27 protein-coding genes are annotated in these 26973 nt (G+C 67.3%); 16 read left to right on the top strand and 11 right to left on the bottom strand.

The annotated features are described in order from the left end of the window. Positions 1-35: 35 nt before the first annotated feature. The 3 genes from ACMX37_RS01320 to ACMX37_RS01310 all read left to right on the top strand — a co-directional run bounded on the left by ACMX37_RS01320 (position 36) and on the right by ACMX37_RS01310 (position 5361). Positions 36-1349, top strand: a complete 1314-nt coding sequence (locus tag ACMX37_RS01320; RefSeq protein ID WP_483147173.1) for an aromatic ring-hydroxylating oxygenase subunit alpha — start codon at positions 36-38, stop codon at positions 1347-1349. A 213-nt stretch (positions 1350-1562) separates the two neighbouring features. Continuing rightward, positions 1563-3992 (top strand): TonB-dependent receptor, encoded by a 2430-nt coding sequence (locus ACMX37_RS01315; RefSeq protein WP_483147172.1) that lies wholly within the window; start codon positions 1563-1565, stop codon positions 3990-3992. Positions 3993-4131: 139 nt separating this feature from the next. Continuing rightward, complete coding sequence (locus ACMX37_RS01310) at positions 4132-5361, top strand: aromatic ring-hydroxylating oxygenase subunit alpha (protein WP_483147171.1); 1230 nt, start codon at positions 4132-4134, stop codon at positions 5359-5361. 51 nt (positions 5362-5412) lie between these two features. Here ACMX37_RS01310 and ACMX37_RS01305 read toward each other — a convergent pair whose 3' ends face one another. After that, positions 5413-6183, bottom strand: coding sequence for an SDR family NAD(P)-dependent oxidoreductase (locus ACMX37_RS01305; RefSeq protein WP_483147170.1), 771 nt, complete (start codon positions 6181-6183; stop codon positions 5413-5415). 9 nt (positions 6184-6192) lie between these two features. Next, positions 6193-7140 carry an SDR family oxidoreductase gene (locus ACMX37_RS01300; RefSeq protein ID WP_483147169.1) on the bottom strand — a complete coding sequence of 316 codons (948 nt, stop codon included), beginning with the start codon at positions 7138-7140 and terminating at the stop codon, positions 6193-6195. A gap of 146 nt (positions 7141-7286) precedes the next feature. Between ACMX37_RS01300 and ACMX37_RS01295 the strand changes: the two genes are divergently transcribed. Then, complete coding sequence (locus tag ACMX37_RS01295; protein WP_483147168.1) at positions 7287-8288, top strand: NADP-dependent oxidoreductase; 1002 nt, start codon at positions 7287-7289, stop codon at positions 8286-8288. Next, positions 8285-8824, top strand: coding sequence for a nuclear transport factor 2 family protein (locus tag ACMX37_RS01290; protein ID WP_483147167.1), 540 nt, complete (start codon positions 8285-8287; stop codon positions 8822-8824). Before ACMX37_RS01295 ends, ACMX37_RS01290 begins: the two co-directional genes overlap by 4 nt. Here the strand turns inward: ACMX37_RS01290 and ACMX37_RS01285 are convergent. Then, the gene (locus ACMX37_RS01285) at positions 8821-9228 is read right to left on the bottom strand and encodes a PaaI family thioesterase (protein ID WP_483147166.1); all 408 of its coding nucleotides are present in this window, start codon (positions 9226-9228) and stop codon (positions 8821-8823) included. The two genes, ACMX37_RS01290 and ACMX37_RS01285, sit on opposite strands and share 4 nt — an antisense overlap. Positions 9229-9314: 86 nt before the next feature. Between ACMX37_RS01285 and ACMX37_RS01280 the strand changes: the two genes are divergently transcribed. Then, positions 9315-10907, top strand: coding sequence for a fatty acid--CoA ligase (locus ACMX37_RS01280; protein WP_483147165.1), 1593 nt, complete (start codon positions 9315-9317; stop codon positions 10905-10907). A 1-nt stretch (position 10908) separates the two neighbouring features. Then, positions 10909-11427 (top strand): VOC family protein, encoded by a 519-nt coding sequence (locus ACMX37_RS01275; RefSeq protein WP_483147164.1) that lies wholly within the window; start codon positions 10909-10911, stop codon positions 11425-11427. Between the two features lie 108 nt (positions 11428-11535). Here ACMX37_RS01275 and ACMX37_RS01270 read toward each other — a convergent pair whose 3' ends face one another. After that, the gene (locus ACMX37_RS01270) at positions 11536-11901 is read right to left on the bottom strand and encodes a hypothetical protein (RefSeq protein ID WP_483147163.1); all 366 of its coding nucleotides are present in this window, start codon (positions 11899-11901) and stop codon (positions 11536-11538) included. After that, the gene (locus ACMX37_RS01265) at positions 11898-12431 is read right to left on the bottom strand and encodes a carboxymuconolactone decarboxylase family protein (RefSeq protein WP_483147162.1); all 534 of its coding nucleotides are present in this window, start codon (positions 12429-12431) and stop codon (positions 11898-11900) included. Before ACMX37_RS01265 ends, ACMX37_RS01270 begins: the two co-directional genes overlap by 4 nt. Before the next feature lie 124 nt (positions 12432-12555). On the opposite strand from ACMX37_RS01265, the gene ACMX37_RS01260 reads away from it, so the two are divergent. After that, positions 12556-12909: a nuclear transport factor 2 family protein gene (locus ACMX37_RS01260; RefSeq protein ID WP_483147161.1), complete on the top strand. Its 354-nt coding sequence runs from the start codon at positions 12556-12558 to the stop codon at positions 12907-12909. Positions 12910-13017: 108 nt separating this feature from the next. Here ACMX37_RS01260 and ACMX37_RS01255 read toward each other — a convergent pair whose 3' ends face one another. The 3 genes from ACMX37_RS01255 to ACMX37_RS01245 are packed head-to-tail and all read right to left on the bottom strand — an operon-like array spanning position 13018 to position 15238. Then, positions 13018-13539 (bottom strand): nuclear transport factor 2 family protein, encoded by a 522-nt coding sequence (locus tag ACMX37_RS01255; protein WP_483147160.1) that lies wholly within the window; start codon positions 13537-13539, stop codon positions 13018-13020. After that, positions 13536-13937, bottom strand: coding sequence for a putative quinol monooxygenase (locus tag ACMX37_RS01250; RefSeq protein ID WP_483147159.1), 402 nt, complete (start codon positions 13935-13937; stop codon positions 13536-13538). Before ACMX37_RS01250 ends, ACMX37_RS01255 begins: the two co-directional genes overlap by 4 nt. Next, complete coding sequence (locus ACMX37_RS01245; RefSeq protein WP_483147158.1) at positions 13937-15238, bottom strand: cytochrome P450; 1302 nt, start codon at positions 15236-15238, stop codon at positions 13937-13939. Before ACMX37_RS01245 ends, ACMX37_RS01250 begins: the two co-directional genes overlap by 1 nt. A gap of 140 nt (positions 15239-15378) precedes the next feature. On the opposite strand from ACMX37_RS01245, the gene ACMX37_RS01240 reads away from it, so the two are divergent. Genes ACMX37_RS01240 through ACMX37_RS01230 form a run of 3 tightly spaced genes read left to right on the top strand, consistent with a single transcriptional unit; the run spans position 15379 to position 18559 of the window. Beyond that, complete coding sequence (locus ACMX37_RS01240) at positions 15379-15966, top strand: carboxymuconolactone decarboxylase family protein (RefSeq protein WP_483147157.1); 588 nt, start codon at positions 15379-15381, stop codon at positions 15964-15966. Next, positions 15966-17228, top strand: a complete 1263-nt coding sequence (locus ACMX37_RS01235; RefSeq protein WP_483147156.1) for a cytochrome P450 — start codon at positions 15966-15968, stop codon at positions 17226-17228. Before ACMX37_RS01240 ends, ACMX37_RS01235 begins: the two co-directional genes overlap by 1 nt. Next, on the top strand, positions 17228-18559 hold the full coding sequence (locus ACMX37_RS01230; protein ID WP_483147155.1) for an aromatic ring-hydroxylating oxygenase subunit alpha: 1332 nt from the start codon (positions 17228-17230) through the stop codon (positions 18557-18559). The genes ACMX37_RS01235 and ACMX37_RS01230 overlap by 1 nt, the downstream gene beginning before the upstream one ends. A gap of 121 nt (positions 18560-18680) precedes the next feature. Here the strand turns inward: ACMX37_RS01230 and ACMX37_RS01225 are convergent, their stop codons facing one another. Next, entirely contained in the window at positions 18681-20300 is a 1620-nt protein-coding gene (locus ACMX37_RS01225) for an FAD-dependent oxidoreductase (protein ID WP_483147154.1), read from the bottom strand. A gap of 209 nt (positions 20301-20509) precedes the next feature. Between ACMX37_RS01225 and ACMX37_RS01220 the strand changes: the two genes are divergently transcribed. Continuing rightward, entirely contained in the window at positions 20510-21286 is a 777-nt protein-coding gene (locus ACMX37_RS01220; RefSeq protein WP_483147153.1) for an SDR family NAD(P)-dependent oxidoreductase, read from the top strand. A 76-nt stretch (positions 21287-21362) separates the two neighbouring features. On the opposite strand, the gene ACMX37_RS01215 is transcribed toward ACMX37_RS01220, so the two are convergent. After that, entirely contained in the window at positions 21363-22172 is an 810-nt protein-coding gene (locus tag ACMX37_RS01215; RefSeq protein WP_483147152.1) for an SDR family NAD(P)-dependent oxidoreductase, read from the bottom strand. Between the two features lie 128 nt (positions 22173-22300). Here ACMX37_RS01215 and ACMX37_RS01210 point away from each other — a divergent pair, with 128 nt between their 5' ends. The 3 genes from ACMX37_RS01210 to mobA are packed head-to-tail and all read left to right on the top strand — an operon-like array spanning position 22301 to position 23574. Beyond that, the gene (locus ACMX37_RS01210; protein ID WP_483147151.1) at positions 22301-22711 is read left to right on the top strand and encodes a nuclear transport factor 2 family protein; all 411 of its coding nucleotides are present in this window, start codon (positions 22301-22303) and stop codon (positions 22709-22711) included. 4 nt (positions 22712-22715) lie between these two features. Further along, positions 22716-23057, top strand: coding sequence for a putative quinol monooxygenase (locus ACMX37_RS01205; protein ID WP_483147150.1), 342 nt, complete (start codon positions 22716-22718; stop codon positions 23055-23057). Then, positions 23050-23574 (top strand): molybdenum cofactor guanylyltransferase, encoded by a 525-nt coding sequence (gene mobA / locus ACMX37_RS01200; RefSeq protein WP_483147149.1) that lies wholly within the window; start codon positions 23050-23052, stop codon positions 23572-23574. Before ACMX37_RS01205 ends, mobA begins: the two co-directional genes overlap by 8 nt. A 96-nt stretch (positions 23575-23670) precedes the next feature. Here mobA and ACMX37_RS01195 read toward each other — a convergent pair whose 3' ends face one another. Then, the gene (locus tag ACMX37_RS01195; RefSeq protein WP_483147148.1) at positions 23671-24675 is read right to left on the bottom strand and encodes an NADP-dependent oxidoreductase; all 1005 of its coding nucleotides are present in this window, start codon (positions 24673-24675) and stop codon (positions 23671-23673) included. Positions 24676-24811: 136 nt separating this feature from the next. Here ACMX37_RS01195 and ACMX37_RS01190 point away from each other — a divergent pair, with 136 nt between their 5' ends. Continuing rightward, a complete protein-coding gene (locus ACMX37_RS01190) occupies positions 24812-26950 on the top strand; it encodes a molybdopterin-containing oxidoreductase family protein (protein WP_483147147.1) in 2139 nt (712 codons plus the stop codon). The last annotated feature ends 23 nt before the right edge of the window (positions 26951-26973 follow it).

Below are 26973 nucleotides of genomic sequence, written 5' to 3'. Positions count from 1 at the left end.
GTGCGATGTATTCTCCCGCCCGAGGGAGAGGCGGCATGATGGACGCTGATGAAGTCGCGCGGTTGAAGGCGCTGATGGCATGGGAGGGCCGCCGCACCGCCCCTCCGCAAGGCTTCCCGGCGCTCCCCGACATGCCCGCCGGCCGCTACACCAGCCCCGAATACTTCGCGCTCGAGATGGAGCACGTGTTCCGCAAGAGCTGGCTCTTCGCAGGGCACCTGGACGAGATTCCCGAACCCGGCTGCTGGATGCGCTGGCACAATGCCGGCGACCCCATCGTCATCGTCCACGGCATGGACGGGAAGGTGCGTGCCTTCCACAACACCTGCCGCCACCGAGGCGCGCCGGTGGTGACGGAGGATCGCGGCAAGTCCAGCCGGCTGATGTGCGGCTATCACAACTGGACCTACAAGACCGACGGCACCCTTGTCGGCGTGCCCGAGCGGCGCGACTTCCCGGAAGATTTCGACCTGTCGTGCCGCGGGCTGCTTCCCGTCCGCTGCGAGCTGTTCGGCAAGGTCATCTTCGTCAACTTCGATCAGGGCGCCATGCCGCTCCTCGACTGGATGGGGCCAATCGCGCGCGAGTGGGAGGAGTTCGCCTTCGACCGCATCCGCCTCGCCGCGCGGCACTCCTTCGACCTCAAATGCAACTGGAAGGTCGCGATGGAGGCCAACATGGAGGTCTACCATGTGCCCTTCATCCACCCGGACACGGTCGCGCCGCTGGTGGATTCGGCGCGCAACCTCAACACGCTCTATCCCAACGGCCACGCCCGGATGCTCGCGCCCCCGCCGCGCCAGACCGACCGCGAGCACGTGCGCGCGATCGACAGCCCGCCGGGCTGGCAACAGATCGAAAGCGTGGGCGAGCTCGGGCGCAGCTGCACCCAGAGCTACACCCTGTTTCCGAACTGGGTGTCGCCGCTGTCGAACTACTTCGTGCCGCCGCTGCTGTTCTGGCCGACCTCGCTCGGCACCACGCGGCTCGAGCTGGTGACGATGGCGCTCGACTGGGGCGATGCCCCCGCGCCCGACCTGTGGACCGTGCCCGACGCCAGCCAGCCGAACGGGCGACAGATGAGCCGGATCATTCTGGAAGACACCCAGTTCGGCGAGGCGATCCAGCATTCCATGCAAGGGTCGGCGTTCCGATCCGTGCCGCTGTCCTATCAGGAGGCGCGGATCTACGCCTTCCACCAGAGCCTCGACCGGATGATCGGCGAGGCGAATGTGCCGGCGCATCTCAGGGTCGAACAGGTGATCGGGCCGGAGTGGGTGTGGCCGAACGATCCGCGCGGCGCACAGATGGAACGCGAGGCTTCGCAGGCCCGCGATGCGGCCGAATGACGTTACGGCATCGCGCTTTCGCGAGGCGATGTTGCGTTTTTGTCGCAGTTTGCACGGGTCACTATCGCTTTTGCTGATGGTGCGCTTGGCTGGGCTCCATACACCTGCACGCCATACCCAAAGGCTTTGGCCGACGTGCGTGAGGAGAGCGCCCGAGGGTTGGGGAAGAACAGGGCACGCGGGGGAGCCGCGGCCCGATGGGGAGAGAGGAACATGAACACATTCCGTGCCCGAATTGCATCCGGCGCAATGCGCCGCGCGCTGATGTGCGGTGCTGCGCTGGGCGGGCTCGCCGCAGTGCCGAGCACCGCGCTGGCCCAGGACTCGGCCCAGTCCGAGGCCGACAACATGCCGGTGATCGTCGTCCAGGCCCGCCGCCAGAACGAATCTCTCCAGGAAGTCCCCGTCACCGTCACCGCGATCGGCGGCGACACGCTGCAGAAGTACAATATCGACCAGGTCGCCGACGTGGTGAGCCGCGTGCCGACCCTCAACGTGCAGGTCGGCGGCTCGGGTTCGGGCGGCCAGCTCAGCCTGCGCGGCGTGGGCTCGTCGAACATCTCGGCCGCCTTCGATTCCGCCGTGGCCTTCGAATATGACGGCGTGGTCGTCTCCTCGATGCGCCTCGTGCAGGCCGGCTTCTTCGACGTCGAGCAGATCGACGTGCTGCGCGGGCCGCAGTCGCTGTTCTTCGGCAAGTCGGCCACCGCCGGCGTTCTCTCGCTGCGTTCGGCCAACCCGACCTCCAGCTGGGAAGTCGGGATGCGGGCCAACTACGAGTTCGAGGAAAAGGGCTACCTGCTCTCGGGCTACATCTCCGGTCCGATCAGCGACACGCTGGGCATCCGCCTCGCGGCGCAGTTCAACGACATCGACGAATTCCAGATCCTCCAGCCCAACACGCCGGCGGTCAACCAGCAGCGCGGGCTGACCGACTTTATCGGCCGCCTGACCCTCGACTGGAACCCGTCCGACCGGTTCCGCGCCAACTTCAAGCTGCAATACACCAAGAACGAGAACGACGGCGCGATCGGCACGGCCGAGGTCAACTGCGGCCCCAACGGCCGTGCAGACTCGGTGTTCCTGCTCGGCGGGGCGGTCAACATCCCGGCGGGCTATGACTGCAACGCCTTCGACCAGCGCTACTACCTGACCGACGCGGCGCGCCAGCTGGCCGGGCCGGTCCCGGGCAATTCGCCCGCCAACGGGCGCAACGGTGTGCCTTTCGGCGAGACCGAAGTGTGGTTCGGCCGCCTGCAGTTCGATCTCGACCTTTCCGACACGCTGACCCTGACCTCGGTCACGGGCCTGCTCAACATGGATGCGATCGACTACGACGCCTATTCCTACGGCGGCTTCTTCCCGGGCCCCAACGGCACCCGCCTGCCGGGCGGCGCGGGTTCGTCCGACCCGATCAACCGGCTTGAGCAGTACAGCCAGGAACTGCGCCTCGCCTCGGACTTCGACGGCGCCTTCAACTTCATGCTCGGCGCGTTCTACGAAGACCGCACCTTCATCTTCGACACCTCGCAGCAGGGCGTGAACATCTCGTTCCTCGGGCCCGACCCGGTGACGGGCTTCACCTATGACTGGGACAAGATCCACACAACCAAGACCGAGGCGCTCTCGTTCTTCGGCAGCGTGATGATCGACCTGACCGACAAGCTCGAGCTTTCGGGCGGGGTCCGCTGGACCGACGAGCAGAAGGTGCAGACGATCTCGGTCCCCTATGTGCATACCTTCCTGCAGGGGCCGGCCTTCGTGCGGCCGGGCTTCTTCTCGGGTCCGATCAACTTCGCCGACGACAACTTCTCGCCCGAAGTCACCCTGCGCTACCAGGCGAACGAGGATCTCAACATCTTCGCCTCGTTCAAGACCGGCTTCAAGTCGGGCGGGATCGACAACTCGGCACTGCCGTCGAACAGCCTCAGCCAGGCGGCGGCGACCGGCAACTTCGGTTCGCTGATCTTCCAGTCGGAAGAGGCGATCGGCGGCGAAATCGGCTTCAAGTCCCAGTGGGCCAACCGTGACTTCACCCTCAACGCGACCGCGTTCTACTATGTCTTCACCGATCTCCAGGTGCAGAACTTCAACGCGGTCACGATCCAGTTCGTCACCAGCAACGCGGGCGAGCTGACCACCAAGGGTATTGACCTCGAAAGCCGCTGGAACACGCCGGTGGACGGGCTGAGCCTCTCGGCCAACCTGTCCTATCTCGACGCGAAGTACACCGACACCTTCATCCAGCCGCTCGGCATCTCGACGGTCGACCTCAACGGTCGCCGCGGCAGCCAGGCGCCGGAATGGGCGGGGAACATCGCGGCCGACTGGACCATCCCGCTCAGCGACAGCCTCGAGCTGTTCCTGTCCGGGAACGCGGCCTACAACGATGGCTACATCACCGACGAGGCGACGCTGAACGACTATGTCCAGCCGAGCTTCTGGCTGCTCGACGCCAACGTCGCGATCGGCCACCCGGACGGCAAGTGGCGCCTGTCGCTGGTCGCGCAGAACCTCACCGACGAGATCTTCGTGATCACCAGCGGCGGGCGTCCGTTCCTGCAGCCGGGCGTGGGTGACGACTTCATCATGACCCAGAACCGCGGGCGGCAGGTCTTCGCCGAAGTCAGCTTCAAGTTCTGATCCGCTCCGCAACAGGGGAGCACGTGGGGGCGGGCCGGCGACGGTCCGCCCCTTCGCTTTGCCAAAAGTGAGCATTGTCCCGCCGGGGCGGAAGGCGGATGCTCCGGCGAAAGGGCCAGAGCCCGAGGGAGGAACCGCCATGTCACGCGAAACGCTGGTCGCCATGACCCGCAATCTGGTCGCCCACGGAGCGGCCGACACGATGGAATATGCCGACGAGGTCGTGCGTGTTCCGGCCAGCGCCTACACCGACCCCGACCTGTTCGAGACCGAGAAGCGGCAGATCTTCCGCCGCCTGCCGCTGATGGTCGCGCCTTCCTGCGAACTGCCCAATCCCGGCGACTTCAAGGCGATGGACATCTGCGGCGTGCCGCTGCTGCTCAGCCGCCAGAAGGACGGCAGCATGGGCGCCTTCCTCAACATGTGCACCCACCGCGGCAACCCGCTGGCGAGCGGCTGCGGCAATGCCAGCCGCTTCACCTGCGGCTATCACGGCTGGACCTTCAAGGCCGACGGCGACCTGATCGGCGTGGCCGATGCCAGGGACTTCGGCAGTATCGACAAGAGCCAGCACTGCCTGACCAAGTTCCCGGTCTACGAGAGCGCGGGGCTGATCTGGGTGACGCTCGATCCGCACTCGAAGCTGTCGATCGCCGATTACCTGTGCGGCTATGACGAGCTCCTGAAAGCCTTCGAGTTCGAGGGCTGGACGCTGTTCTCGCAGCGCACGCTGTCGGGGCCGAACTGGAAGACGGCCTATGACGGCTATCTCGATTTCTACCACCTGCCGGTGCTCCACAAGGACACCTTCGGCGCGGACTTCTACAACCGCGCCAACTACTTCGCCTTCGGCCCGCACCAGCGCCTCTCGACCCCGTCGAAGTTCGCGATCAAGGTGCAGGGGGACGACGACCAGCAGCTCGATCTGGAAGCCATGTCCGATGACGAGCTGCCGCAGGAAGTGCTGGTGCAGGGCGTGTGGACGATCTTCCCGCACATCTCGATCGCCAGCTTCTATGGCGGCGGCCAGCGCGGGGCGATGATCAGCCAGCTGTTCCCGGGCGACAAGGTGGGCGAGAGCTACACCACCCAGTTCTACGTCATGGAAAACCAGCCCGAGACCCCCGAACAGGTCCAGGCCGCGCACGACCAGTTCAACTTCCTCGAAATCGTGGTCCGCGACGAGGACTACGCCACCGGCAAGCGCCAGCAGCAGGCGCTCGCGTCAGGGCTGATGAAAGAGGTGCTGTTCGGCCGCAACGAGAAGGGCGGACAGGTCTTCCACCAGTGGGTGAAGCGCCTCGTGGACGCGAGCGACGATGATCTGCTGCAGATCTTCGCGCAGGAGCATCGCCAGGCGGCGGAGTGAGCTGCGAGGGCGCGCCTGCGCGCCCTCGTCCTCGCCGGACGCGCACAGGCCCTACTGCGCGGTGTAGCCCCCGTCGACCACGAACTCCGCGCCGTTGACGTAGCCGGCCTCGTCCGATGCGAGGAACAGCACGCAATTGGCGATGTCGCGCGGGTCGCCCAGCCGGCGGGCGGGAATGCCCGCGACAATCGCGTCGTAGTTGGCCGCGTTGTCCTCCAGCCCCTGCTGCTGCATGTTGGTGCGGATGATGCCGGGGTGGACCGAATTCACCCGGATGCCCTCGGCAGCGGTCTCGAGCGCCACCGACTTCGTCATCAGCTTCACCGCGCCCTTGGTCGCGGCATAGGAGGCGCTGCCGCGGAAGCCGACCTTGCCCGCGACCGACGACAGGTTGATGATCGACCCGCCGCCGCCGCACTGGCGCATCGCCCGGACGGCCGCCTGCGTTCCCATGAAGCAACCGACGACATTCACCTCGAGCTGTCGGCGCAGGCCTGCCAGCGCGTGATCGTCCCCGATCGCGGCGATATCGAGAATGCCGGCATTGTTGACGACGATGTCCAGCCGCCCGTGGCGCGCGAGGATCGCGTCGATCACCCGGCTCCAGTCGGCCTCGGAGGCCACGTCCTGCGGCATCGCCTCGGCGGCGAGGTTGCGTTCATTGATGAGCCGCGCGCTTTCCGCCGCTCCGGCCGCGTCGATATCGGTAAGGATGACGATCGCGCCCTCCTCGGCGAGCCTTTCGGCAATGGCGAAGCCGAGACCGGGGCGCGATGCGCCGCCGGTCACCAGCGCGACCTTGCCCTCCACCCTGCGGGTCATCCGCGCAGCCTAACCGAACGCCGGGCGGTAGTTGCTCTCGCCCCAGTCCTGCCGCTTGGTCCACGCGCCCATCGTCTCGAGCTTGCCCTCCAGTTCAGGGAAGCGTTCGTAGACGTGGTCCATGTCGACCGCGAAGGGCCTGGTGGGGGCGGTGTTGTTGTATTCGTAGAAGTCCTCGATCCCCTTGGCGAAATCGGCGCGCATGGCTTCGGGCATCGAATCCCCCGCCGCCTCGACGAGGTAGCGGCCGAACTCGGCGGGAGTGCAGGGATCGTACTTGATCTCCTTGCCGAGCGCCTCGGAGAGGCATTGCGTCACCTGCTTGCCGACCAGCCGCTCGGGCCCGCCGATGTTGAGCCAGGCGCCTTCCATGTCGGGCCGCTCGAGGCTCGCGAGCATGAAGCGCGCGACATCGTCGAGGCTGATCCAGTTGGCCTCGAGCGTCGGGTTGTGCGGATAGACGTAGCGCCCCTCGTTGACGATGAAGGGCCGCGCCCAGTTGGTCAGGAGGTTGTCCATGAACAGCACCGAGCCGAACACGGTCCCCGGCGCGCCCGAGCGCCACAGGGCGTTGATGCCCGCCGTGTTGCCGGCATAGGTGAAGGCGTCGCCCGGCTTGTCGGGAATCCAGCTCGAGGTATTCCACACCACCCGCTTGACGCCGAGATGCGCGGCTACCTTGCCGACCTCGCCGACGAGATAGGCGCGGTCGGCGCGGGCCTGCAGGGGGTGGGTGTAGAAGATGTAGTCGCTGCCCTCGAGCGCGGCGGCGAAGGTCGAGGTGTCGTAGAGGTCCATCGGCCGCACCTCGACCCGCTCCACCCCCTCGACCGGCGCGCCCTCCAGCGCATCCGGACGGCGCGAGATCGCGCGGACATCGTAGCCGGCGGCGAGCGCCTGGCGCACCTGCGCGAGGCCCTGACGGCCGCTCGCGCCGATCACCGTGATGAGTGCCATTTCGTGTCTCTCCCCTCTTGTTCTGTGGCCCGAGACTAGGAAGCCCCCCGCCCCCATGCACCGCGCCAAAGTGATAGCGCGCGCCCGCGTTGCCCTAGCGAAAAGGCGGGGTTGCCGTAGCGGCGCACCCGCCGGACAAGGCCCGCATGGACAACCGCATCTGGCGCATCGCACGCCGCCCCGAGGGGACCGACTTCGCCGCCGCGCTGGACCTCGTGGAGGAGGATTTCGCCCCTCTGGCGGACGGCCAGATCCGCATCCGCAACACCCACCTGTCGATGGACGCCGGCACCCGCATGTGGCTCACGGACCGCGAGGACGGCTACCAGCCGCCGCTGCCGGTGGGCGGGCCGATGACGGGCTTGGTGCTGGGCGAGGTGATCGAGAGCCGCGCCGATGGCTTCGACGAGGGCGATCTGGTGCGCGCCTTCGGGCAGTGGGCGGACATCAGCACGGTCGATGCGGTGATGGCGGGCGCGATCCTGCTCGATCCCACCGTCGCCGACCGGCGCGCGTGGTTCGGTCCGCTCGGCATGAACGGCTGGACTGCGCTATGGGGGGTGGAGACGACCGGCGCGGCAAAGCCCGGCGAGCGGGTGCTGGTCTCGGCAGCGGCAGGCGCGACCGGAATCCTTGCGGTGCAGATCGCGAAGCTGCTCGGCTGCGAGGCATGGGGCATCGCGGGCGGGGCGGCGAAGTGCGCTTACCTGACCGGCGAGCTGGGGATCGCGGGCGCCATCGACTACAAGGCGGACGAACTCGGCGCGCAGCTCGATGCAGCAGGCGGCTTCGACGTCTATTTCGACAATGTCGGCGGGCCGCTGCTGGATCAGGTGCTCACCCGCATGAACCACTATGGCCGCATCGCCGTGTGCGGCCTTCTTGCCGATTACACCGCCGGCACCCGCACCGCCCCGCGCGAGTTCGATCAGGTGCTGATGCGGCGCCTCAGGATCGAGGGCTTCTTCTCGCCCGACTTCATGCACGAGGGCCCCGCCCTCACCCGGCGCCTGCGCGCATGGACCGAGGAGGGCAAACTCGTCATGCCCTACGACGTGACGCAGGGCCTCGAGAACACCCTTGCCGCCTATGCGAAACTCTTCACCGGCGGGAACATCGGCAAGGTGATCGTGGAGCTCGAACCATGACAGGCACACTCGAAGACCGCGAGGCGATCCGCGACATTCTCGCCGCCTACGCCCATGCCATCGACCGGCGGCGCTGGGGGATAATGGAGCGGCTGTTCCACCCGGACGCGACCTTCCGCTTCGGCCTCGTCGCGGGCGACTGGCGCGGTTTCGTCGAGCAGGCGCGCGCGATCATCGACCCCTGCCTCGCGACCCAGCACCAGCTCGGCCAGACGATCTTCGGCTTCGAGAGTGCCGAGGTCTGCCACACCGAGACCTACATGACGGCGATGCACACCATCCCGCCGGGCTACCCGATGACGGCGGCCTTCCCGGACAAGGGGATGATCTATTCCGGCATCGTCGCGGGCCGATACGTCGACCGCTTCGAGAAGCGTGGCGGCGAATGGCGCATCGCCCAGCGCACCGGCCTCTACGACTGGCGCGAGTTCCGGGTGGTGGAAGGCGCGGACCTGTCGAACACCCCCGAAGGTGCGGCGGGCTATCACGACGCGCGCGATCCCTCGACCGCTGCCGTGCGGCAGTGGCTCGGCTAGGGCCGCCTGATCGCGAAGACGCCCGACATCGTCGCCAGCTGCTCCGCCCCGCGCCACACCCCGCCCGAGGTGTAGGCCGTGCGCCCGCCCAGCCGGTCGATCCGCACGCGGGCTTCCAGCCAGTCGCCCAGCTTCGCACCGCTGAGGTAGTTGACCGTCAGCGTCACCGTCGAGGGCGCGAGCCGGGGGCGTTCGGCGTCGTAGACCGCGTGGCTCAGGGCGACATCGGCGAAGGTCGAGATCACGCCGCCGTGGGCTGCGTCCTGGTAGTTGATGTGGTGCGGGCAGATGAGGAGACCGACCACCCGCACGCCCTCGAACGCCGGCCCGAGATAATAGGGCCCGCCGTGGTCGAGAAAGCCCGGGGTGAAGCCCGCCGGTTCGAAGCCTGAAGGAATCTCCATCCTGCCACCCTACCCCGCCGCGCAGCCCTGCGCCCGCTATGAATTGTGCCAATGACACGGGGCCGGACGCGGGGTATCCCTCCGGCATGGGAGACATCACAGCACTGGCCGCAGAGAGCTTCTGCGACGTCGTCCGCGAACACGCCCGCATGCAGGGCGATGTTATCGCCTTCACCTATGCCGGCGAGGAGTTGAGCTTCGCCGAACTCGACGAGGGCGCCGACCGGGTGGCGAACGGCCTTCTCGCGCTGGGGGTGAAGCCGGGCGACCGCGTCGCCTTCCTCGGCAAGAACCATCCGCTCTATTTCGAGGCCTTCCTGGGCGCGAACCGCGTGGGCGCGGTGATGACGCCGGTGAACTGGCGCCTCGCCGCACCCGAAGTTGCCTATGTGCTCGACAATTCGCAGGCTCGCGTGGTGTTCGTGGGTGAGGGCTTTGCCGAGGTGCTCGGCCAGATCCGGCCCGACTGCCCCCATGTCGAACAGGTGATCGGCATCGACGCACCGGACTTCCCCGGCACCGATTACCGCACCTGGCGCGACGGCTTTACGGCCAAGCCCCCGGCGCACCGGATCCGGGCCGGGGACGATGCTCTCCAGCTCTACACCTCGGGCACCACCGGCAAGCCCAAGGGCGCGGTCATCACCCACGGCTCGATCCTCTCGAGCCGCGACGGCACGGCGGCGGGCGACCAGATGCGCACATGGCAGGAGCCGATCCCGGGCGACGTCACCCTCCTCGCCATGCCCTGCTTCCACATCAGCGGCACGGGCACCGGCATCGGCACGATGGTGGCGGGGACGAATTCCATCGTCCTGCCCGAATACGACCCGACCAAGGCATTGGACCTGATCGAGAACTTCAACATCTCGAAGATCTTCCTCGTGCCGGCCGCGCTCCAGATCCTGCTCAACCATCCGCGCGTGAACGAGGTCGATTTCAGCCGCCTCAAATACGTCACCTACGGCGCCTCCCCCATCCCGCTCGAACTGATGCGCGAGGCGATCCGGGTGATGGGCTGCGGCTTCGTGCAGATGTACGGCATGACCGAGACCAGCGGCACGATCGTCGCGCTCGATCCCGAGGACCACGTGCCTGAAGGAAGCGTGCGGATGCGGAGCGTCGGCAAGCCGCTCGCTGGGGTCGAGATAAAGGTGATAGACGAGGCAGGGAACGAGGTTCCGGCTGGCACCGTCGGCGAGATCGCGACGCGTTCGTCGAAGAACATGCGCGGCTACTGGAACAACCCCGAAGCCACCGCCGCGACCATCGACGCCGAGGGCTGGCTGCGCACCGGCGATGCGGGATACCTCGACGAGGACGGCTATCTCTACATCCACGACCGGGTGAAGGACATGATCATCTCCGGCGGCGAGAACGTCTACCCGGCCGAGGTCGAGAACGCGCTCTATTCGCATCCCAAGGTGGCCGACGTGGCGGTGATCGGCGTGCCCGATCCCAAGTGGGGCGAGGCGGTGAAGGCCTGCGTCGTCGTCAAGGCGGGCGAGGAACTGACCGAGGCCGAGCTGATCGCCCACGCCCGCACGCTGATCGCGGGCTACAAGTGCCCCAAGTCGGTCGACTTCATCCCCGCCCTGCCGCGCAACCCCTCAGGGAAAATCCTGCGCCGCGAACTGCGCGCGCCCTATTGGGTCGGCAAGGACCGGGCGGTCAACTGAGGTGCTTGCCGTCCGGCAGCTCGCCTACAAGGTCAATGACCTTGAGGCAGCGGCGGCGGCGCATCACCGGCAGTTCGGATCGGGGCCGTTCTTCGTCCTGCGCCACGTGGCGCTCGCGTCCTCGGTGCATCGCGGGGTCGAGCGGCCCTTCGACCACTCCAGCGCCTATGGCCAGTGGAGCGGCGTGATGGTGGAGCTGGTGGTGCAGCACAACCCCGACGACAGCGCGCTGCACGAGATGTTCCCGCACGGCTCTGGCCGCGAGGGGCTGCACCACGCCGCGCTGTTCGTCGATGATCTGGAAGCCGCCATCGCCCGCTTCGCAAGCGAGGGCGCACCGCTGGCGCAACTCTCGGTGACGCAGACCGGCACGGCCTTCGCCTTCGTCGATACGCGCGCGAGCCTCGGGCATATGCTGGAATTGTATGAGCCGACGGCGCAGCTGACGGGCTTCTACGATTTCGTCGCCGCCGCCGCGCAGGGGTGGGACGGCACGGACCTGATCCGGGAACTGGGTTAGCCTATCCCCGTTCGTGCTGAGCTTGTCGAAGCACCGTCTTGCGCCAGTGCTCCCGGCCAGAAAGAAAATGCGGCCCTTCGACAAGCTCAGGGCGAACGGATGTAAGGATCAAACTCCCGCCAGCCTCGGCAGATCGACCATCTCCGCCCTGCACTCGGCATCCGCCAGCGCCGCCAGCACCGAGAAGGCGACGAAGCGCGCCTCCCCCAAGTGCGCCACCACCGCCGCCGCTTCGGCATCGGTGATCGCGGTGTGCTCGAAGGGCATCCGGCGCGCATAGGCGAGGCAGAGCCGCGTGCCTTCGCCGAGGCCGCTCTCGTCGGGTGCAGCCGCGATCCCGTGCACCGCCGCCACCGCCTGCCGCACCAGCGCGGCCAGAGCGGGATCGAGCGCGGCTTCGGTCTTGTCCCGGAAGTCGGCATAATGCGCGGCGAGCACCGGATCGGCGGCCAGCGCGGCGCAGACGGCGCTCATGCGGCCGCCTCCAGCACGGCGGGCGTGGGCAGCACGGTGCGGTCCATCGTCTCCGGCTCCAGCCCCATCGTGATCAACGCCTTGGCGAGCGCGAGGAACAGGGTCACCCCGAGTCCAAGTTCGGCGATCTGCGCCGGGGTGAGGTGGCGCTGCAAGGCTGCCCGCGCATCGCCGTTTAGCAATTCGGGATCGTGAATCAGCGCGTCGGTGAATTTGAGCGCGGCCTTCTCGGCATCAGTCAGCTTGGCCGAGGTCTCGTAGCCGTCGGTGATGTCGTCCACCACCTCCTCGCCCAGCCCCTGCCCGAGCGCCTTGTCGAAGCGCACGTTGCGGCAGAACCCGCACTCGGTGACGCGCGCATTGCGCATCCGCGCGACTTCCTTGATCCGCGCCGAGAGCACGTCCGATCCCCAGAACCGGCCATAGAGCGCGAAGAAGCTCGCCGCGATGTCCGGCTGGTGCGCCAGCACGCTGCCGAAGTGCGGCGGCTCTCCGGGAACGGCGGAGGATACGCGGGGGATGGTCGACATCGGGCCTCTCCTTCGCCGGCGAGAATAACAGGGGGTGCCGTCACGACGGCCTCGCCATTTTCACAGGCGGGCGGGCCGCGATGGCCGTGGCAGATTGCGCGGACAACCTCAGGGGAGAAGCACCATGCCCGGCGAAGCACAGCGCGTGATCGAGGACTTCTGGCGCATCCAGGACAGCGGCGACTACACGAAACTGGTCGATCTCTTCGCCGAGGATGCCTTTCTCGAGGACCCGATCTGGGGGCAATACCGGGGCCGCGAGGCGATCATGGGCTTCATGACGACGATGGTGAAGGAGATGGGCGACCGCAAGGTGCACTTCACCGTCGACGAGATCTGCGGCGACGATCACGCCGTTTGGGCGCGCTGGACAATGCACATGGAAGGCCACGCCCCCCGCGGCGGGGTCGGCATCTACAAGGTCGAGGGCGGGAAGCTGACCTATTACCGCGACTACATGGACCCGGCGGCGGAGTAGCTTCTTTCGTCATTGCGAGGCCAAAGGCCGCGGCAATCCATGGTCCGCTCACCTGCGGCAATCTCAGCCCATGGATCGCTTCGCTACGCTCGCAATGACGAGGAAAGGTCACATCTGCCGGTAATCCGGATGGCCGCTTTCCCTCAGGTCGAGCATCGGCAGGGGGAAATCGGCCCGCGGCGAGGCGTCGGGCTGGTCGGGCATGGGGAGCGTCCAGTCCATGATGTAGCGGCGGCTGGCGATGCGCCACTCGCCCCCACGCTTCTCGTAGGTGTCGAGATAGCGCCCGCCGTACATGTTGCCCCTGTAGGGCTCCGCGTCGCTCTCCCGCCGGAAGCCGCAGGCGACGCCGTAGCACTCCCCCTCCGCCGTGGTCGCGGAGGTCAGCTTCACCGCCAGCGGCGCGAGCATGTGCCAGCGCCGCCCCGTCGAGCGTTCCACCTGCATCACCACCGGCACGAATTCGGCCGCGGTGCCCTTGAAGAAGCCGTAGTCGATCGCGGCATCGGGCCAGTAGCACCCCGCCTGCCCCTCGTCGTCGAGCCAGTCCAATGTGCGCGAATAGCGCGCGATCAGATCTTGGATCGCCTGCCGGTCGAGCAGCTCCTGCACCTTTTCCTCGAGGCTCATGCCCGCGCCCCCCACCATGCCGGGATCGCAAGGGGGAAGCGTTCCTGCGCGGTCTTCATCGCCTCGCTCGCGTCGTCGGGCAGCGCGGGATCGGCGGTGTGCGGCAGGCCCCCGCCCGCGCCCTCCACCGGGTCGACATATTCTAGCCTTATCCCCGCCAGCACGTCGGCGAAGTCGTGGCCCTCGTGATGGTCGGACATCTGGTGGTGATAGAAGGCCCACTTGTCCCTGAAGGAGAGCAGGCAGTAATACGAAAGCGGCTCCTGCCCCTTCCAGTATTCGTAGCGGATCACGCCCTCCTCGGTGCCGAAGGTGTGGTGGACCATGTCGCGCATGATCGCCTCCCACTTGTCCTCCTTGCCGGGCTTGATCTGGATATGGGCGAGCAGCGTGGCCATCAGGGCGTCTCCGTGGGTGTGAGGTTGAGCAGCAGCCGGTAGATGCCGAGCATGATCCCGCCCTGGTGGCGGAAATCGTTGCCCGGCGCGTAGGCGAGGTCGGCAAAGGCGTCGGCGAGCCTGTCCCACGCGATCATCTGTTCGAGCCGCGAGAGGTTCGAGCCCGGGCAGGAGCGCGGCCCCTGGCTGAAGGCGAGGTGGCGGGTCGCCGCCTTGCGGTCGAGCTTCAGCTCTAGCGGGTCCTCGAACTCGTCGGCGTCGATGTTCGCGGCGGCCCAGCGCAAGTGGAGCATCGAACCGGCAGGCACCTCCACGCCCTGGAACACCTCGTCATGGGCGCAGATGCGGGTCGAGAGGCCCTGCGTCGGCGAGCGCAGTCGCATCCCTTCCTCGATGAAGGTGCGGATGCAGCTGCGGTCGCCGCGCAGTTGCGTGAACATGCCGGGGCGGTCGCACAGCAGTTGCGCCTGTTCGGCCAGCGCGTACTGGGTCGTCTCCAGCCCGCCGATCACCATCGCGTAGACGACGCCATTGATCTCGTCGTCGGTGAGCTTGCGCCCCAATGCCTGATATTCGACCTGCGTGAGGAAGCTCACCATGTCGTCCTGCGGATTGGCGCGCTTCTCGCGGGTCTGCTCGGCCACATATTCCTTCATACCCGCCAGCAGCCTGAACTTCTCTGCCGACTGTTCGGGGGTGAGGATGTTCTTGTGGGTGGTCCCGATCACGTAGGACATGACCTGCGCATTGCCCCATTGCTCGAGCCGGGGGATGTCCTCCTGCGGGAAGCCGAGCACGCTCGCCATCACCCGCTGAGGCAGGGGGCGGGCGAAATCGGCGACGAAATCGACCGGCTCCCCGGCCCGCGCCTTCGCGAGCATCCCGGCGATCAGATCGTCCACATGCCCCGCGATCATCGCCGCGTGGCGGGTGCAGCCGGGGCCGACCCACGGATCGGTCAGCTCCTTCCTGTGCGCGCGCCACAGATCGGGCGTCGGGCGCAGCGAGACGATGCTCGCGACCATCGCGTCGATATCGGGAATGTGGCTCGGCATTTCGCCCGAGGCCTGGATATGCGCGACCAGCAGCGAGAGCGTCGGCGGGAAGCGGTCCCAGTCCTTCACCACGCGGCTGATGTCCTCGTACTTGGTCAGCACGAAGGCATCGGTGCCCGGGGTCAGCCCCTCGCCGGGAAGGCGCTGCACGGGGGCCTCGGCATGGAGGATCGCATAGGCATCGTACCAGTGCTCCTGCGCGCCCGGGGCGAACAGGTCGACCTCTGCCAAATCGCGCGGTTTCACGCCTCGCAAATCCGCCTCTCCCCATGCGGTGGCGCCTCGCTTAGCGAATCCGCCAATTGCTCCTTGAGACCTTGTCACGCAGCCTCGCCCTTACGGAAACGGGCTAAATTGTGAGGGCCCGGCCGCATGGGGAGAGCAACGTGAGCCGCATCGCCAAACTGCCGGCCGAGCAATGGGACGCGCGCCTCGTCGCCGCGATCCAGCCCGACAACCTGACCGATCTGGAACAGGGCCTCACCCGCTATTTCGCGCATTGCCCGGAGCAGGCGCTGGGGCTGATGGGCTTCGGCGGGGCGCTCAAGCGCAATCGCTCCCTGCCCGAGCGGCTGGTGGAGCTGGTGCGGCTGCGCGTCGCCTTCTTCAACCAGTGTCGCTCCTGCATGGCGATCCGCTATTCGGATGCCGTGGCTGACGGCGTGACCGAGGGGCTGGTGTGCTCCTTGGAGCGCCCGCAGGAAGCGGAGAACCTCACGGCCGCCGAGAAAGCCGCCATCCGTTACGGCGAGCTGATGGCGACCGATCACCTCGCCATCGACGATGCCGTCTATGACGAGCTGCGCCGCCACTTCACCGAGGCGCAGATCGTCGAACTCGGCATGACGGTCGCCTTCTTCGTCGGCTTCGGCCGGCTTGCGGCGACATGGCACATGGTCGAGGAACTGCCCGAAGCCTTCCGCACCGCCGAGACCATTGCCCCGTGGGGCGCCGACAAGATCCAGGTGCGCTGATGAACCAGCCGACCATCAACCTGTTCGACCCGCAGCTCCAGCAGTGCCCCTATGACGCCTACAAGACCCTGAGGGACGAGGCCCCGGTCTACAACATCCCCGGCACCCAGATCTACGTCGTCTCGCGCTACGACCACGTGCGCGAGGTGCTGATGGACCCCGACCGCTTCCCCTCCACAGCCGCCAACGAGCTGATGCGCGCCAGCCCCACCGACATGGAGCGGGGGCGCAAGGTGGCACAGCGCTTCAAGGAGAAGGGCTGGCTCCCCGCCCCCACCCTCGCAGGCCGCGACGATCCCAACCACAAGCAGATGCGCGCCATGTTCAACGAGGCGTTCAAGCCCAGCCGCATCAAGGAAATCGACCCGCGCGTCGAAACCCTCGCCTACGAGCTGATCGACGAGTTTCTGGATGACGGCCAGTGCGACTGGGTGCGCCAGTTCTGCGTTCCCCTGCCGCTGTTCATCATCGGCGAGCAGATGGGCGCCAAGCGCGAGGACATGTGGCGGATCAAGGGCTGGACCGACGCCTTCTTCCACCGCATCAGCCTGATGCTCCCCGAGGACAAGCACCTCGAAATGGTCGACCGCGAAATCGAGGCGCAGCACTATTTCCAGCCGATCTTCGAACGCCTGAGGAACGAGCCCGACGGGTCGCTCATCTCCGTGCTGGTCAACACCGTGATCGAAGGCTGGGGGCGGCCGCTGAACGACAACGAGCTCCACGCCGAGATGATGGCCGACACCTTCGTCGGCGGCTCGGAAACCACCACCAACGCGCTCGCGGCGGGGATGAAGCTGCTGATCGAGAACAAGGATGTGTGGCACAAGCTGAAGGCCGATCCCGACAAGTATATGCGCAATTTCGTCGAGGAGGTGCTGAGGCTCGAAAGCCCGGTGCAGAGCCTCATGCGCTTCACGCACAGGGACGTGGAACTCGCCGGAGTGACGATCCCTGCCGGCTCCGTCGTCAACGTCCGCTACGGCGCGGCCAACCGCGACGAGCGGTTCTTCGAGTGCCCCGAGAAGCTCGATCTCGAGCGGCCCAAGGCGGGCGCGCACATGGCCTTCGGGTCGGGCACGCACCACTGCCTCGGCGCACCGCTGGCGCGGCGGGAGCTCACCTGGGGCTTCCAGGCGGTGGTCGACCGCTTCGAGGACATGCACTTCGCGGAAGGCAAGAACGACTTCACCTACCACCCGCACTTCCTGCTGCGCAGCCTGAAGCAGCTCCACATCGTGTTTGAAGCAAAGAAGCGCTGATGGCGACGCTCCTCAAGCCCGTCCCGCAGCGGATCGACGTGACGCCGCAGCCCATGCCGGCGCTGTCGGACCGGCCCATCGAGGGCAGCCGCTACTGGAGCCATGACTTCATGGCGCGCGAATGGGACGGCATCTGGACCAAGGCGTGGCTGATCGGCGGCCTCGCGCGGCAGGTGGCAAGTCCGGGGGACTTCTTCACCTACGAGATCGGGCGCGAGTCCATCCTCGTCACACAGGGCGAGGACGGGCAGGTGCGCGCCTTCTACAACGTCTGCCCGCATCGCGGAAAACGGCTGGTGATGGAGGAGGAAGGCCATTCCAAGCGCCTCGCCTGCTCCTACCACGGCTGGCGCTTCACCAGCGAAGGCGAGCTGAACTTCGTCCCCTGCCCCGAGGACTTCGCGGGCGGCAATCCCTGCGGCAAGGTGCGGCTGGAGGAGGTTCGGTGCGAGGTCTTCGCGGGCTTCGTCTGGGTCAATCTCGATCCGGCCGCCCCGCCGCTCGCCGACCACCTCGGCCCCGTCGGCCCGCAACTGGCGCTCTACAACATGGAGGCCATGCACCGCACGCACTGGGTCACGCTTGAGGGCGACTGGAACTGGAAGTGCGTGCAGGACAACTTCAACGAGAGCTACCACCTGCCCTTCGTCCATCCGCAGACCCGCTTCGTGATGGAGCAGAGCTACAAGGACTGCCAGTTCGATCTGTACGCCCCCCACGGCCACGCGCGGATGTTCATGCCGGGCTCGCGGCCGTCAAAGAGCCTTCGGGGCCATACCGACACCGTGCTCGACATGATGCGCACCGAGCTGACCTATTGGGGTCTCGACCCAGAAGATTTCCGCGATGATCCGCTGCGCACCCGCGAGGCGCTCCAGCAGGCCAAGCGCGCGCGGGGCGCGGACAAGGGCTACGACTTCAGCCACTTCCACGATGCGCAGCTGACCGACCACTTCCACTACACGATCTTCCCCAACATCAGCTTCAGCCTCAAGCCCGACGGCTGCATCTGGCTGCGCGCCGATCCGCATCCGACCGACCCGGAGCGGTGCTATTTCGACATGTGGTACTTCACCTGGTTCCCCGACGGCGTGGACCGCTACTACGCCTATTCGATGGGGCAGGAGGTCGATCGCACCACCCCCGTCCCGCACCGGCGCGGGGTGGTGGGCGAACTCTCCTGCGGCCCCGGCATCGACCAGGACGTGAGCATCTGGAGCGAGCAGCAGAAGGGCCTGCGCTCACGCGGCTACAAGGGCGGGCATCTGGCGGGGCAGGAGGCGCGGGTGCGCTTCTTCCACGACACCATCGACCGGTGGCTGGGGGATTGATTCCCCCTCCCCGTTCGGGCTGAGCCTGTCGAAGCCCCGCACTTTCCTTCGAAGAGAAGGACGGCCCTTCGGAAGCGAAGCTGTTGCGCAGCAACACCAGCTCAGGGCGAACGGAAAGTGTCTAGGCGTTCGCCAGCGCCGCCGTCCGCCCCGCGATGTAGCCGAAGGTCAGCGCCGGGCCGAGCGTGCCGCCCGCCCCCGCATAGATCCCGCCCGTCGGGCAGGCGATGGCATTGCCCGCCCCCAGCAGCCCCGGGATCGGCGCGCCGTCATGGCCGAGGATGCGCGCCTGCCCGTCGGTGCGTGGGCCGCCATTGGTGCCGAGGAGCCCTGAGGCGATCTCCACCGCATAGAACGGCGCCTCGCGGATCGCGCCGAGCGTCACCGCCGTGCCCTCCCGAGAGCGGTCGCCGTAGAAATGGTCATAGGCGCTCGTCCCCCGCCCGAAATCGGGGTCATGGCCTGCGTCGGCATGGACGTTGAAGCGCGCCACCGTCTCCGTCAGTGTCGCGGGATCGAGGCCGATCAGCGCCGCCAGCCCTTCCAGCGTATCCGCACGCATCACCCACTCCGGCATCGGCTGGCCCGGCTGGCGCGTGCCGAGCGGGTAGCGCGCGGCATATTGCGCGTCGAAGATCAGCCATGCGGGCAGGTTGCGGTAGTCGTAGGTCGCCGGATCGAATTGGTGGAACACGCCGCCCAATGCCGAGTAATTCGCCGCCTCGTTGCAGAACCGCCGCCCGCTCCGGTTGACCATGATCGAATGGGGCACCGTGCGCTCGATCAGGATGATCTGCGCGCGCTGCTCGCCGCTCGCCCAGGGCGCGTCGGGCGTGACGAGGGTCGGCGCCCACCATGCGCTGGTCATGTTGCCAAGCTTCGCGCCCGCCGCCATCGCGAGCTTGAGGCCGCCGCCGGTGCCGGTGGGCGGGCTGGCGGGCGCGGTGACGGGGCCGCGCAGGAAGGTCTGGCGCAGCTCGGCATCCCACTCGAAGCCGCCGGTGGCGACGATCACCCCGCGCCGCGCGGCAAGGGCGAAGGGCAGGCCGTCCTTCGTGCCCTCGATCCCGCCGATCCGCTCGCCGTCATTGACCAGCCGGTGCGTCTCCACCCCGAGAAGCGGTTCGATCCCCCGGTCGAGGCACGCCTTCAGCAGCCGCGCGACCATCGCCTGCCCGAAGCCGCATTGCCGCGCGGCCATGCGCTGGCCGAGCACCTCGGGCGGCGGCATCGCGGTCGCGCCCCCGAGCGGCGTCTCGCGCAGCATCAGTGGCTTGGGCTCCTCGATGGCGTAGATTTTCGCCGCCCAGTCTCCCAATTCGCCCAGCGAGAAAAGGTCATGATCGAGCGCGCGCGACCCTTCCGGCTTCGCGCCGGGCCGGTCGAGGTAATAGTCGGGATAGCCCGGCAGCACCGAGACCGAGAGCGCGCCCGCGTCTTCCAGAAAGGCCAGCGCCTCGGCCCCCCTGTCGACGAAGGCCTCCAGCGTCTCGTCCACCAGATCGCCGTGATCGAGGCTGCGGAAATAGGCGAGCGCCTCTGCGCGGCTGTCGGCCATGCCCGCCGCGCGCATCCGGGGGTTGTCCGCCACCCAGATCACCCCGCCCGAGATCGCCGAGGTGCCGCCGATGCGGTCCCAGCGCTCGACCAGCGCGACCGACGCGCCCGCCTCGTGTGCCGCAAGCGCCGCCGCCATGCCGGCCGCGCCCGCCCCCAGTATGATGACGTCGACTTCGTTCATGCGTCGAATAGACGCCCGCCGGGCGGGGGGCGGCAACCCGTCATTTTGGCAAGGTGCGTTTGGCTCGGCCCTCCCCTACTCGTCGCTGCGAACCCAAATCTCCGTTCGCCCTGAGCTTGTCGAAGGGCCGTTCTTCTTTGGAGACAGCGGGACTGAAGAAAGTGCGGTGCTTCGACAGGCTCAGCACGAACGGGAGGAGAGGACAGGACATGAAACTCGAAGGCAAGATCGCCGCGATCACCGGGGGCACGGCGGGCATGGGGCGCGGGATCGCGGAGGCCTTTCTGGCCGAGGGCGCCAAGGTCGCGCTGTTCGCCCGCAATGCCGAGAAGGGCGCGAAGGTGCTCGAGGAGCTGGGGGCGGGCGACCGGGCGATCTTCGTCGCGGGCGACGTGATGAGCCAGGCCGATCTCGAAGGCTTCGTCGATCACGTCATCGCCCATTTCGGCACGCTCGACATCCTGGTGAACAACGCGGGCGGCGCGGGCGACTTGCAGCCGCTCGTGAACCTCTCCGACCACGCCTTCGACGAGGCGATGAAGTGGAACGTCTATTCGACCTTCTGGGCCACCCGCCGCGCACTCCCCACCATGCTGGAGAAGCAGGACGGGCGGATCATCAACATCTCCTCGATGGAGGGCAAGCACGGCAAGCCGGTGCTGACCGCCTACTCCGCCGCCAAGCACGCGGTGAACGGCATGACCAAGAGCCTCGCGCGCGAAGTCGGCGCGCAGGGGGTGACGGTCAACGCGATCTGCCCCGGCCTCGTCATCACCGACATCATAAAGAACAACGGCCCCGCCACCGCCAAGGCGATGGGCATGGAGTTCGAGGAGATGGTGACGATGTTCGCGCAGGAAGCCGCGATCAAGCGCCCCAACGAGGTCGAGGAAATCGCGGCGGTCGCGGTGCTGCTGGCGAGCAAGGCGGGCGCAGGCATCACCGGCGCGCAGATCAGCGTCGACGGCGGGACCGCGCAGTACTGAGGTCATTGCGCGGTCGTTGTCGGTTCATTGCTGCCCCGTTCCATGTTCCACGTGGAACAAGGAACGGGGATGGAGCCTAGCCCTGAAGCTTCGCCATCGCCGCCCCGACCGCCGCGGCGACATCCGACGCCTGCGGATTGCCGCGCATGATCAGCCCGCCGTTGGGCTGGATGTTTGCCCCCGTGACATAGGCCTGATCGGTGCACAGCCACAGGCAGGCATTGGCAACATCGTCCACCGTGTTGAGCCTTCCAAGCGGATAGCGCGGCAGGAAGGCATCGGTCAGGCCCGGCACCTTGAAGCTCTCGTGGGTCATCGGGCTGTCGGTGAAGGCGGGCGAGACCGTGTTGGCCTTGATGCCGAGGTGCCCGTAATCGTTCGCCACGCACTCGATCAGCGCCTCGGAGCCGCGCTTGGTGCCGATATAGGCGGCGTGGTTGGTGATGATCGCCTTGGTCGTCGCCGAGGACAGGCTGATGAGCGAGCCGCCGGTCGGCTGTTGCTCCGACATCACCCTGACAAAGGCCTGGAGGAAGTGGTGCACCCCCTTGAACTGCAGGGCGACGATCTGGTCGAGCTGTTCCTCGGTAATCTCGAGCAGGCTGGCAAGCAGGCCCCAGCCGGTGGTGTTGATCGCGATGTCGACCCGCCCGAAGGTGTCGCGGGCCTTGTCGGCCATGGCGTTGACCTCGGCATGGCTGGTGATGTCGCAGAGCGTGTATTCCCCTGCGATTTCGGAGGCCAGCGCGGCGAGCGGCGCTTCCTTGCGGCCCGCCACCATCACCCTCGCGCCCTCCTTCGCGAACAGGCGGGCGATGGTCTGGCCCATGTTGCCCTCCGACGCCGCGCCCAGGATGACGGCGGTCTTGCCTTCCAACTGCCCCATGATCTGTCTCCTCTCTCGGGCGAGAGGGGTAACACGGGCAGGGGGCCGCCCACCCTTCCCAAAAGTGGGCATTGTCGTGCGCGCCCCGCGGGGCCGATAGCCGCGTCCGACAACAGGGAGAGCGAGCCATGTTCACAGGACCCCTCGAGGATCGCGTGGCGATCCATGAACTCAACGGCACCTATGCCGACGGCGTGGTGCGCTTCGACGCCGCGACCTGGGCGAGCGTCTGGGCCGAGGATGCCGACTGGGACCTGATGGGGCACAAGACCCACGGCAAGGAAGCGATCGTCGCCTTCTGGAACGGGGCGATGGGGGGGCTCGAGGCGGTGAGCTTCCACTGCGTCCCCTGCATGATGGCGGTCGAGGGCGACACCGCGACGGCGCGGGTGCAGACGCAGGAGATCCTCAAGCCCAGGGACGGCAAGGCGCGCCATGTCGGCGGGCTCTACGAGGACAGGCTGGCGAAGGTGGACGGCCAGTGGCGCTTCACCTCGCGGGTGTTCCGCATCATTGCCGAATTCGGCGTGGAGGGCTGAGACGATGGCCAAGATCCTCATTTCCGCCCAGATCGACCTCGACCCCGCCCAGCGCGAGGAGGCGCTGCGCACCGCCCGCCCGCATATCGAGGCCGCGCTCGCGGAAGAAGGCTGCATCCATTACGACTGGAGCGCCTGTTCGATGAACCCCGCGCGCGTCAACGTGTTCGAGGAGTGGGAGAGCGAGGAGGCGCTCGCCGCGCATTTCCGCGATCCGGCCTACACCGGGATGCGCGATCACATCGGCCGGTTCGGGATCACGGCGGCGGTCAGCCGCAAGTACCGGGTCGACGCGGAAGGGCCGGTCTACAATGCCGAGGGCAATGCGACCGAGGCGTTTGACTGACGCCAGACCCTTGTATCTGGGCGCGATCCTCGCCGGCGGTCAGGCACGGCGCTTCGGCAGCGACAAGGCGCAGGCGCTCTTTGAAGGCGCGCGGCTGATCGACCGTGTGGCGACGGCGCTGGCGGCCCAGTGCGAAACCGTGGTGGTATGCGGGCGCGAGGAGCCGGGGTTCGCCTGTCTCCCCGACTGGCCCGAGCCCGGGCTCGGCCCGCTCGGCGGGCTGGCCGCGGCGCTGCGCGAGGCGGGAGAGCGGGGGTTTACCCATGTTCTGTCGGCCGGGGTGGATGTGCCCGACCTGCCCTTCAATCTCGCCGCCGCGCTGGCGGGCGAGGGTGCGGCGATCGTGGAAAGCCAGCCGGTGGTGGGGCTGTGGCCGGTGAGCGTCGGCCCCTCGCTGGAGGCGTTTCTGGCGGGCGGCGGAAGGTCGCTCTACCGCTTCGCGGACCATGTGTGTGCACGGCGGGTCGATCTGCCCGCACCGCTGATGAACGTCAATTTCCCAGAGGATCTACCGTAACGTCGTCATTGCGAGGAGCGAAGCGACGCGGCAATCCATGGCCGGCACGCCAGTCCATGGATTGCTTCGCCTGCGGCTCGCAATGACGAGGGAAATCTAGAGCTTCAGCATCTGCTTGCCGCGGTTCTGCCCGGTGAAGAGGCGCTGCAAGGTCGCCGGCGCGTTCTCGAAGCCGTGCTGGATGTCCTCCTGGTACTTCAGCGAGCCGTCCTTCACGAAGCCCTCGAGCCGCTTGCGGATGCCGGGGAATTCGCTCGCCCAGTCGAGCACGATGAAGCCCGCCATCGTCCCGCGCCGGAAGACGAGGTTGAAGTAGTTCTCCGGCCCGGCGGGAAGCGTGCCGGTCTCGTAACGGCTGATCCCGCCGCAGATCACCACCCGCGCACCGGTGGCGATGCAGGCGAGCATGTCGTTGAGGATCTTGCCGCCGACGTTGTCGTAGATCACGTCGACGCCCCTGGGGCAGAGCTGGCGGATCTGCTCCTTCACCCCGCCCGCCTTGTAGTCGATCGCGGCATCGTAGCCCGCTTCCCTGACGAGCCAGTCGCACTTCTCCGGGCCGCCGGCGATGCCGACCACGCGGCATCCGGCGATCTTCGCGAGCTGGCCGACGATGCTCCCCGTCGCGCCTGCCGCGCCGCTGACCAGCACGGTGTCGCCCGCCACGGGCTTGCCGACCTTGAACAGCCCGCAATAGGCGGTGAGGCCGGTCGTCCCGAGCACCGAGAGCACCGCGGTGGGCGAAATCTCGGTCTCGACCTTCGTCAGCTCCTTGCCGTCGGTGACGAGCCATTCGGTCCAGCCCGTGGTGCCGAACACGAGGTCGCCGACCGCGAAACGCCCGCCGTTCGAGGCGACCACCTCCGCGATCCCGCTGCCGCGCATCACGTCGCCGATGTTCATCGGGGCGACGTAGTCGGCGATGTTCTCCATCCACCCCTTCTGCGCCGGATCGAAGCCGAGATAGTGGGTCTTCAGCAGCATCTCGCCCGGGCCGGGATCGGGGAGCTGGGTTTCGACCAGCCGGAAGTCGTTCTCGATCTCGATCCCGCGACCGCGCGGGTGTCCGTTCAACAGCCATTGCCGGGTGGTGGTGGGCATCAGGTATCTCCCCGAAATTCGAATGCACCTTGCCTGCCCTATTGCGGGCGCGGACGAGCCGCCTCCACGGACAAAAGTGTCAGTCGAGCGTGCCCGCCCCTGTGGTAGTCTCCCGGCTACTCTGGGGAGAGACATGATGAGCGTTCAGACTCACAAGACCTTCTGCCGTTTCTGCCATGCGAACTGCGCGATGGAAGTCGACGTCGTGGACGGGAAGGTCGTCGAGGTGCGCGGCGATCCGGACGATCCGGCCTATGGCGGCTACACCTGCATGAAGGGCCGCGAGCTGCCCGACAGCCACAACTCGGAAGACCGGCTGCACCACAGCCTCGTTCGCAATGCGGCGGGCGAGTTCGTCCCGACCCCGATGGATCAGGCGCTGGCCCATGTGGCGAGCGAGCTGCGCCGCATCATCGACACCCACGGCCCCCATTCGGTCGCGGTGTTCATGGGTTCGGGCGGTTTCCAGAACAGCGCCGCGATGGCCGCGTCCCTGTCCTTCGCCAACGCCGTGGGGAGCCGCAACTTCTACACCTCGGTGACGCTCGACCAGCCCGCCAAGGTCTTCACCACCGCCCGCTACGGCAAGTGGATGGCGGGGCCGAACACCTTCTCGGAAAGCGACGTCGCCTTCTTCATCGGCAACAACCCGATCGTCTCGCATTACTCGCCCGTCGGCGGCGTGCCGCCCTTCAGCCCCTCGCGCCGCATCCGCGACAAGCAGGCGGAAGGGATGAAGCTGATCGTTGCCGACCCGCGCGAGAGCGATGTCGCGCGGCTGGCCGACATCTACCTGCCGGTGAAGCCCGGCGAGGATCCGGCGATGCTGGCGGGGATGCTCAATGTCATCATCGCGGAAGGCCTCTACGACCGCAATTTCGTCGCCGCCCATGTCGACGGGTTCGACGAGCTGGCGGAGGCGGTGAAGGCCTTCCCGCCCGAGGTCGCCGCCGAACGCGCGGGTCTGGACAAGGACCAGCTGGTCGCGGCCGCGCGGATGTTCGCGGGCGGCACCAAGGGCTGCGCCGTCACCGGCACCGGCCCCGAAATGGCGGGCAACGGGACGCTGACCGAATATCTCGTCGTCTGCCTCAACACCATCTGCGCCCGCTTCAAGCAGGAGGGGGAGAAGGCCGCGATCCCGGGCGTCTTCAGCCCCTACCAGACCGCCCGCCGCGCGCAGGTCGGCCCGCCGGTTCCGATGTTCGGCGCGGAGGGGATGCCGAAGTCGCGCTTCCGCGGCCTCGGACACCTCGGCTGGGAAATGCCCTGCAACGTTCTCGCCGACGAGATCCTCACCCCCGGCGAAGGGCAGGTGCGCGCGCTGATCTCGGTGGGCGGCAACCCGGTGGTGGGCTTCCCCGACCAGGCCAAGATGGTCCGCGCGCTCGACGATCTCGAGCTGTTCGTGCAGATCGACCCGTGGATGAGCGCCTCCGCCAAGCGGGCGACCGTGGTGCTCGCCCCCTCGCAATGCCTCGAGCGGGAGGACATCACCAGCCTTTCCGAATGGTGGCACGAGGAGCCCTATGCCCGCTACACCGAGGCGGTGGTCGCGCCGCCGGGTGACTGCATCGACGAATACGAGATGTTCTGGACGCTCGCGCACCATCTCGGCATCCAGATGAACCTCGCTGGCGGGCCGTTGCCGATGGACAGGAAACCGACCAAGCAGGAGTTCCTCGATCTGGCGGTGACCGGCTGCCTTGTGCCGCCCAGCCAGGTGCGCGCGGACTGTGCGGCGAACGGCGGGGCGGCGGTCATGTATCCCGAAAAGCACCCGCTGGTGGAGCCGGTGGACGAGAGCGAGTTCCACCGCTTCGATCTGGCGGTGGGCGCGATGCCCTCGGAGATCCTGAAATATGCCGAGAACCGCAAGGCGCGCGAGGGCTTCGACTTCCGCCTGATCTCGCGGCGTTCCAAGACCCGGTTCAACTCGATCGGCCACCCGCTCAAGAAGCTGCAGGCCAAGACCACCACCAACCCCGCCTTCATCCATCCGGACGACATCGCTGCGCTGGGCCTCGAGGAAGGCGGCCTTGTCGCGATCACCTCCCCCCACGCCACGATCCACGGCGTCGTGAAGGCGAGCGACAAGGTGCGGCGCGGGATCGTGTCGATGGCCCATGCCTATGGCGATGCCGATGCGGGGAAGGAGGACGTGCGGGAGCGCGGGTCTTCCACCAACCGGCTGGTGAGCGAGGTGGTCGATTACGATCCGATCACCGGCCAATCCCTGCAAAGCGCCATTCCGGTGCGGCTGGAGCCGGCCTAGCCAACAGCCGTTCGCCCTGAGCT

The organism is Porphyrobacter sp. THAI-01a (assembly GCF_056868655.1).
The sequence above is the reverse complement of the archived record's forward strand: the minus strand, read 5'-3'. Positions and strand labels throughout refer to the sequence as shown.

What these genes read in the sequence shown, in the direction of transcription:
- ACMX37_RS01255 (WP_483147160.1), bottom strand. Translation starts at nt 13,539, where the DNA reads ATGAGCCTCGAGGAAAAGGTGCAGGAGCTGCTCGACCGGCAGGCGATC.
- ACMX37_RS01270 (WP_483147163.1), bottom strand. Translation starts at nt 11,901, where the DNA reads ATGAGCGCCGTCTGCGCCGCGCTGGCCGCCGATCCGGTGCTCGCCGCG.
- ACMX37_RS01215 (WP_483147152.1), bottom strand. Translation starts at nt 22,172, where the DNA reads ATGGGGCAGTTGGAAGGCAAGACCGCCGTCATCCTGGGCGCGGCGTCG.
- ACMX37_RS01220 (WP_483147153.1), top strand. Translation starts at nt 20,510, where the DNA reads ATGAAACTCGAAGGCAAGATCGCCGCGATCACCGGGGGCACGGCGGGC.
- ACMX37_RS01265 (WP_483147162.1), bottom strand. Translation starts at nt 12,431, where the DNA reads ATGTCGACCATCCCCCGCGTATCCTCCGCCGTTCCCGGAGAGCCGCCG.
- ACMX37_RS01210 (WP_483147151.1), top strand. Translation starts at nt 22,301, where the DNA reads ATGTTCACAGGACCCCTCGAGGATCGCGTGGCGATCCATGAACTCAAC.
- ACMX37_RS01320 (WP_483147173.1), top strand. Translation starts at nt 36, where the DNA reads ATGATGGACGCTGATGAAGTCGCGCGGTTGAAGGCGCTGATGGCATGG.
- ACMX37_RS01230 (WP_483147155.1), top strand. Translation starts at nt 17,228, where the DNA reads ATGGCGACGCTCCTCAAGCCCGTCCCGCAGCGGATCGACGTGACGCCG.
- ACMX37_RS01225 (WP_483147154.1), bottom strand. Translation starts at nt 20,300, where the DNA reads ATGAACGAAGTCGACGTCATCATACTGGGGGCGGGCGCGGCCGGCATG.
- ACMX37_RS01310 (WP_483147171.1), top strand. Translation starts at nt 4,132, where the DNA reads ATGTCACGCGAAACGCTGGTCGCCATGACCCGCAATCTGGTCGCCCAC.
- ACMX37_RS01260 (WP_483147161.1), top strand. Translation starts at nt 12,556, where the DNA reads ATGCCCGGCGAAGCACAGCGCGTGATCGAGGACTTCTGGCGCATCCAG.
- ACMX37_RS01290 (WP_483147167.1), top strand. Translation starts at nt 8,285, where the DNA reads ATGACAGGCACACTCGAAGACCGCGAGGCGATCCGCGACATTCTCGCC.
- ACMX37_RS01305 (WP_483147170.1), bottom strand. Translation starts at nt 6,183, where the DNA reads ATGACCCGCAGGGTGGAGGGCAAGGTCGCGCTGGTGACCGGCGGCGCA.
- ACMX37_RS01250 (WP_483147159.1), bottom strand. Translation starts at nt 13,937, where the DNA reads ATGGCCACGCTGCTCGCCCATATCCAGATCAAGCCCGGCAAGGAGGAC.
- ACMX37_RS01300 (WP_483147169.1), bottom strand. Translation starts at nt 7,140, where the DNA reads ATGGCACTCATCACGGTGATCGGCGCGAGCGGCCGTCAGGGCCTCGCG.
- ACMX37_RS01235 (WP_483147156.1), top strand. Translation starts at nt 15,966, where the DNA reads ATGAACCAGCCGACCATCAACCTGTTCGACCCGCAGCTCCAGCAGTGC.
- ACMX37_RS01315 (WP_483147172.1), top strand. Translation starts at nt 1,563, where the DNA reads ATGAACACATTCCGTGCCCGAATTGCATCCGGCGCAATGCGCCGCGCG.
- ACMX37_RS01190 (WP_483147147.1), top strand. Translation starts at nt 24,812, where the DNA reads ATGAGCGTTCAGACTCACAAGACCTTCTGCCGTTTCTGCCATGCGAAC.
- ACMX37_RS01195 (WP_483147148.1), bottom strand. Translation starts at nt 24,675, where the DNA reads ATGCCCACCACCACCCGGCAATGGCTGTTGAACGGACACCCGCGCGGT.
- ACMX37_RS01280 (WP_483147165.1), top strand. Translation starts at nt 9,315, where the DNA reads ATGGGAGACATCACAGCACTGGCCGCAGAGAGCTTCTGCGACGTCGTC.
- ACMX37_RS01295 (WP_483147168.1), top strand. Translation starts at nt 7,287, where the DNA reads ATGGACAACCGCATCTGGCGCATCGCACGCCGCCCCGAGGGGACCGAC.
- ACMX37_RS01205 (WP_483147150.1), top strand. Translation starts at nt 22,716, where the DNA reads ATGGCCAAGATCCTCATTTCCGCCCAGATCGACCTCGACCCCGCCCAG.
- ACMX37_RS01285 (WP_483147166.1), bottom strand. Translation starts at nt 9,228, where the DNA reads ATGGAGATTCCTTCAGGCTTCGAACCGGCGGGCTTCACCCCGGGCTTT.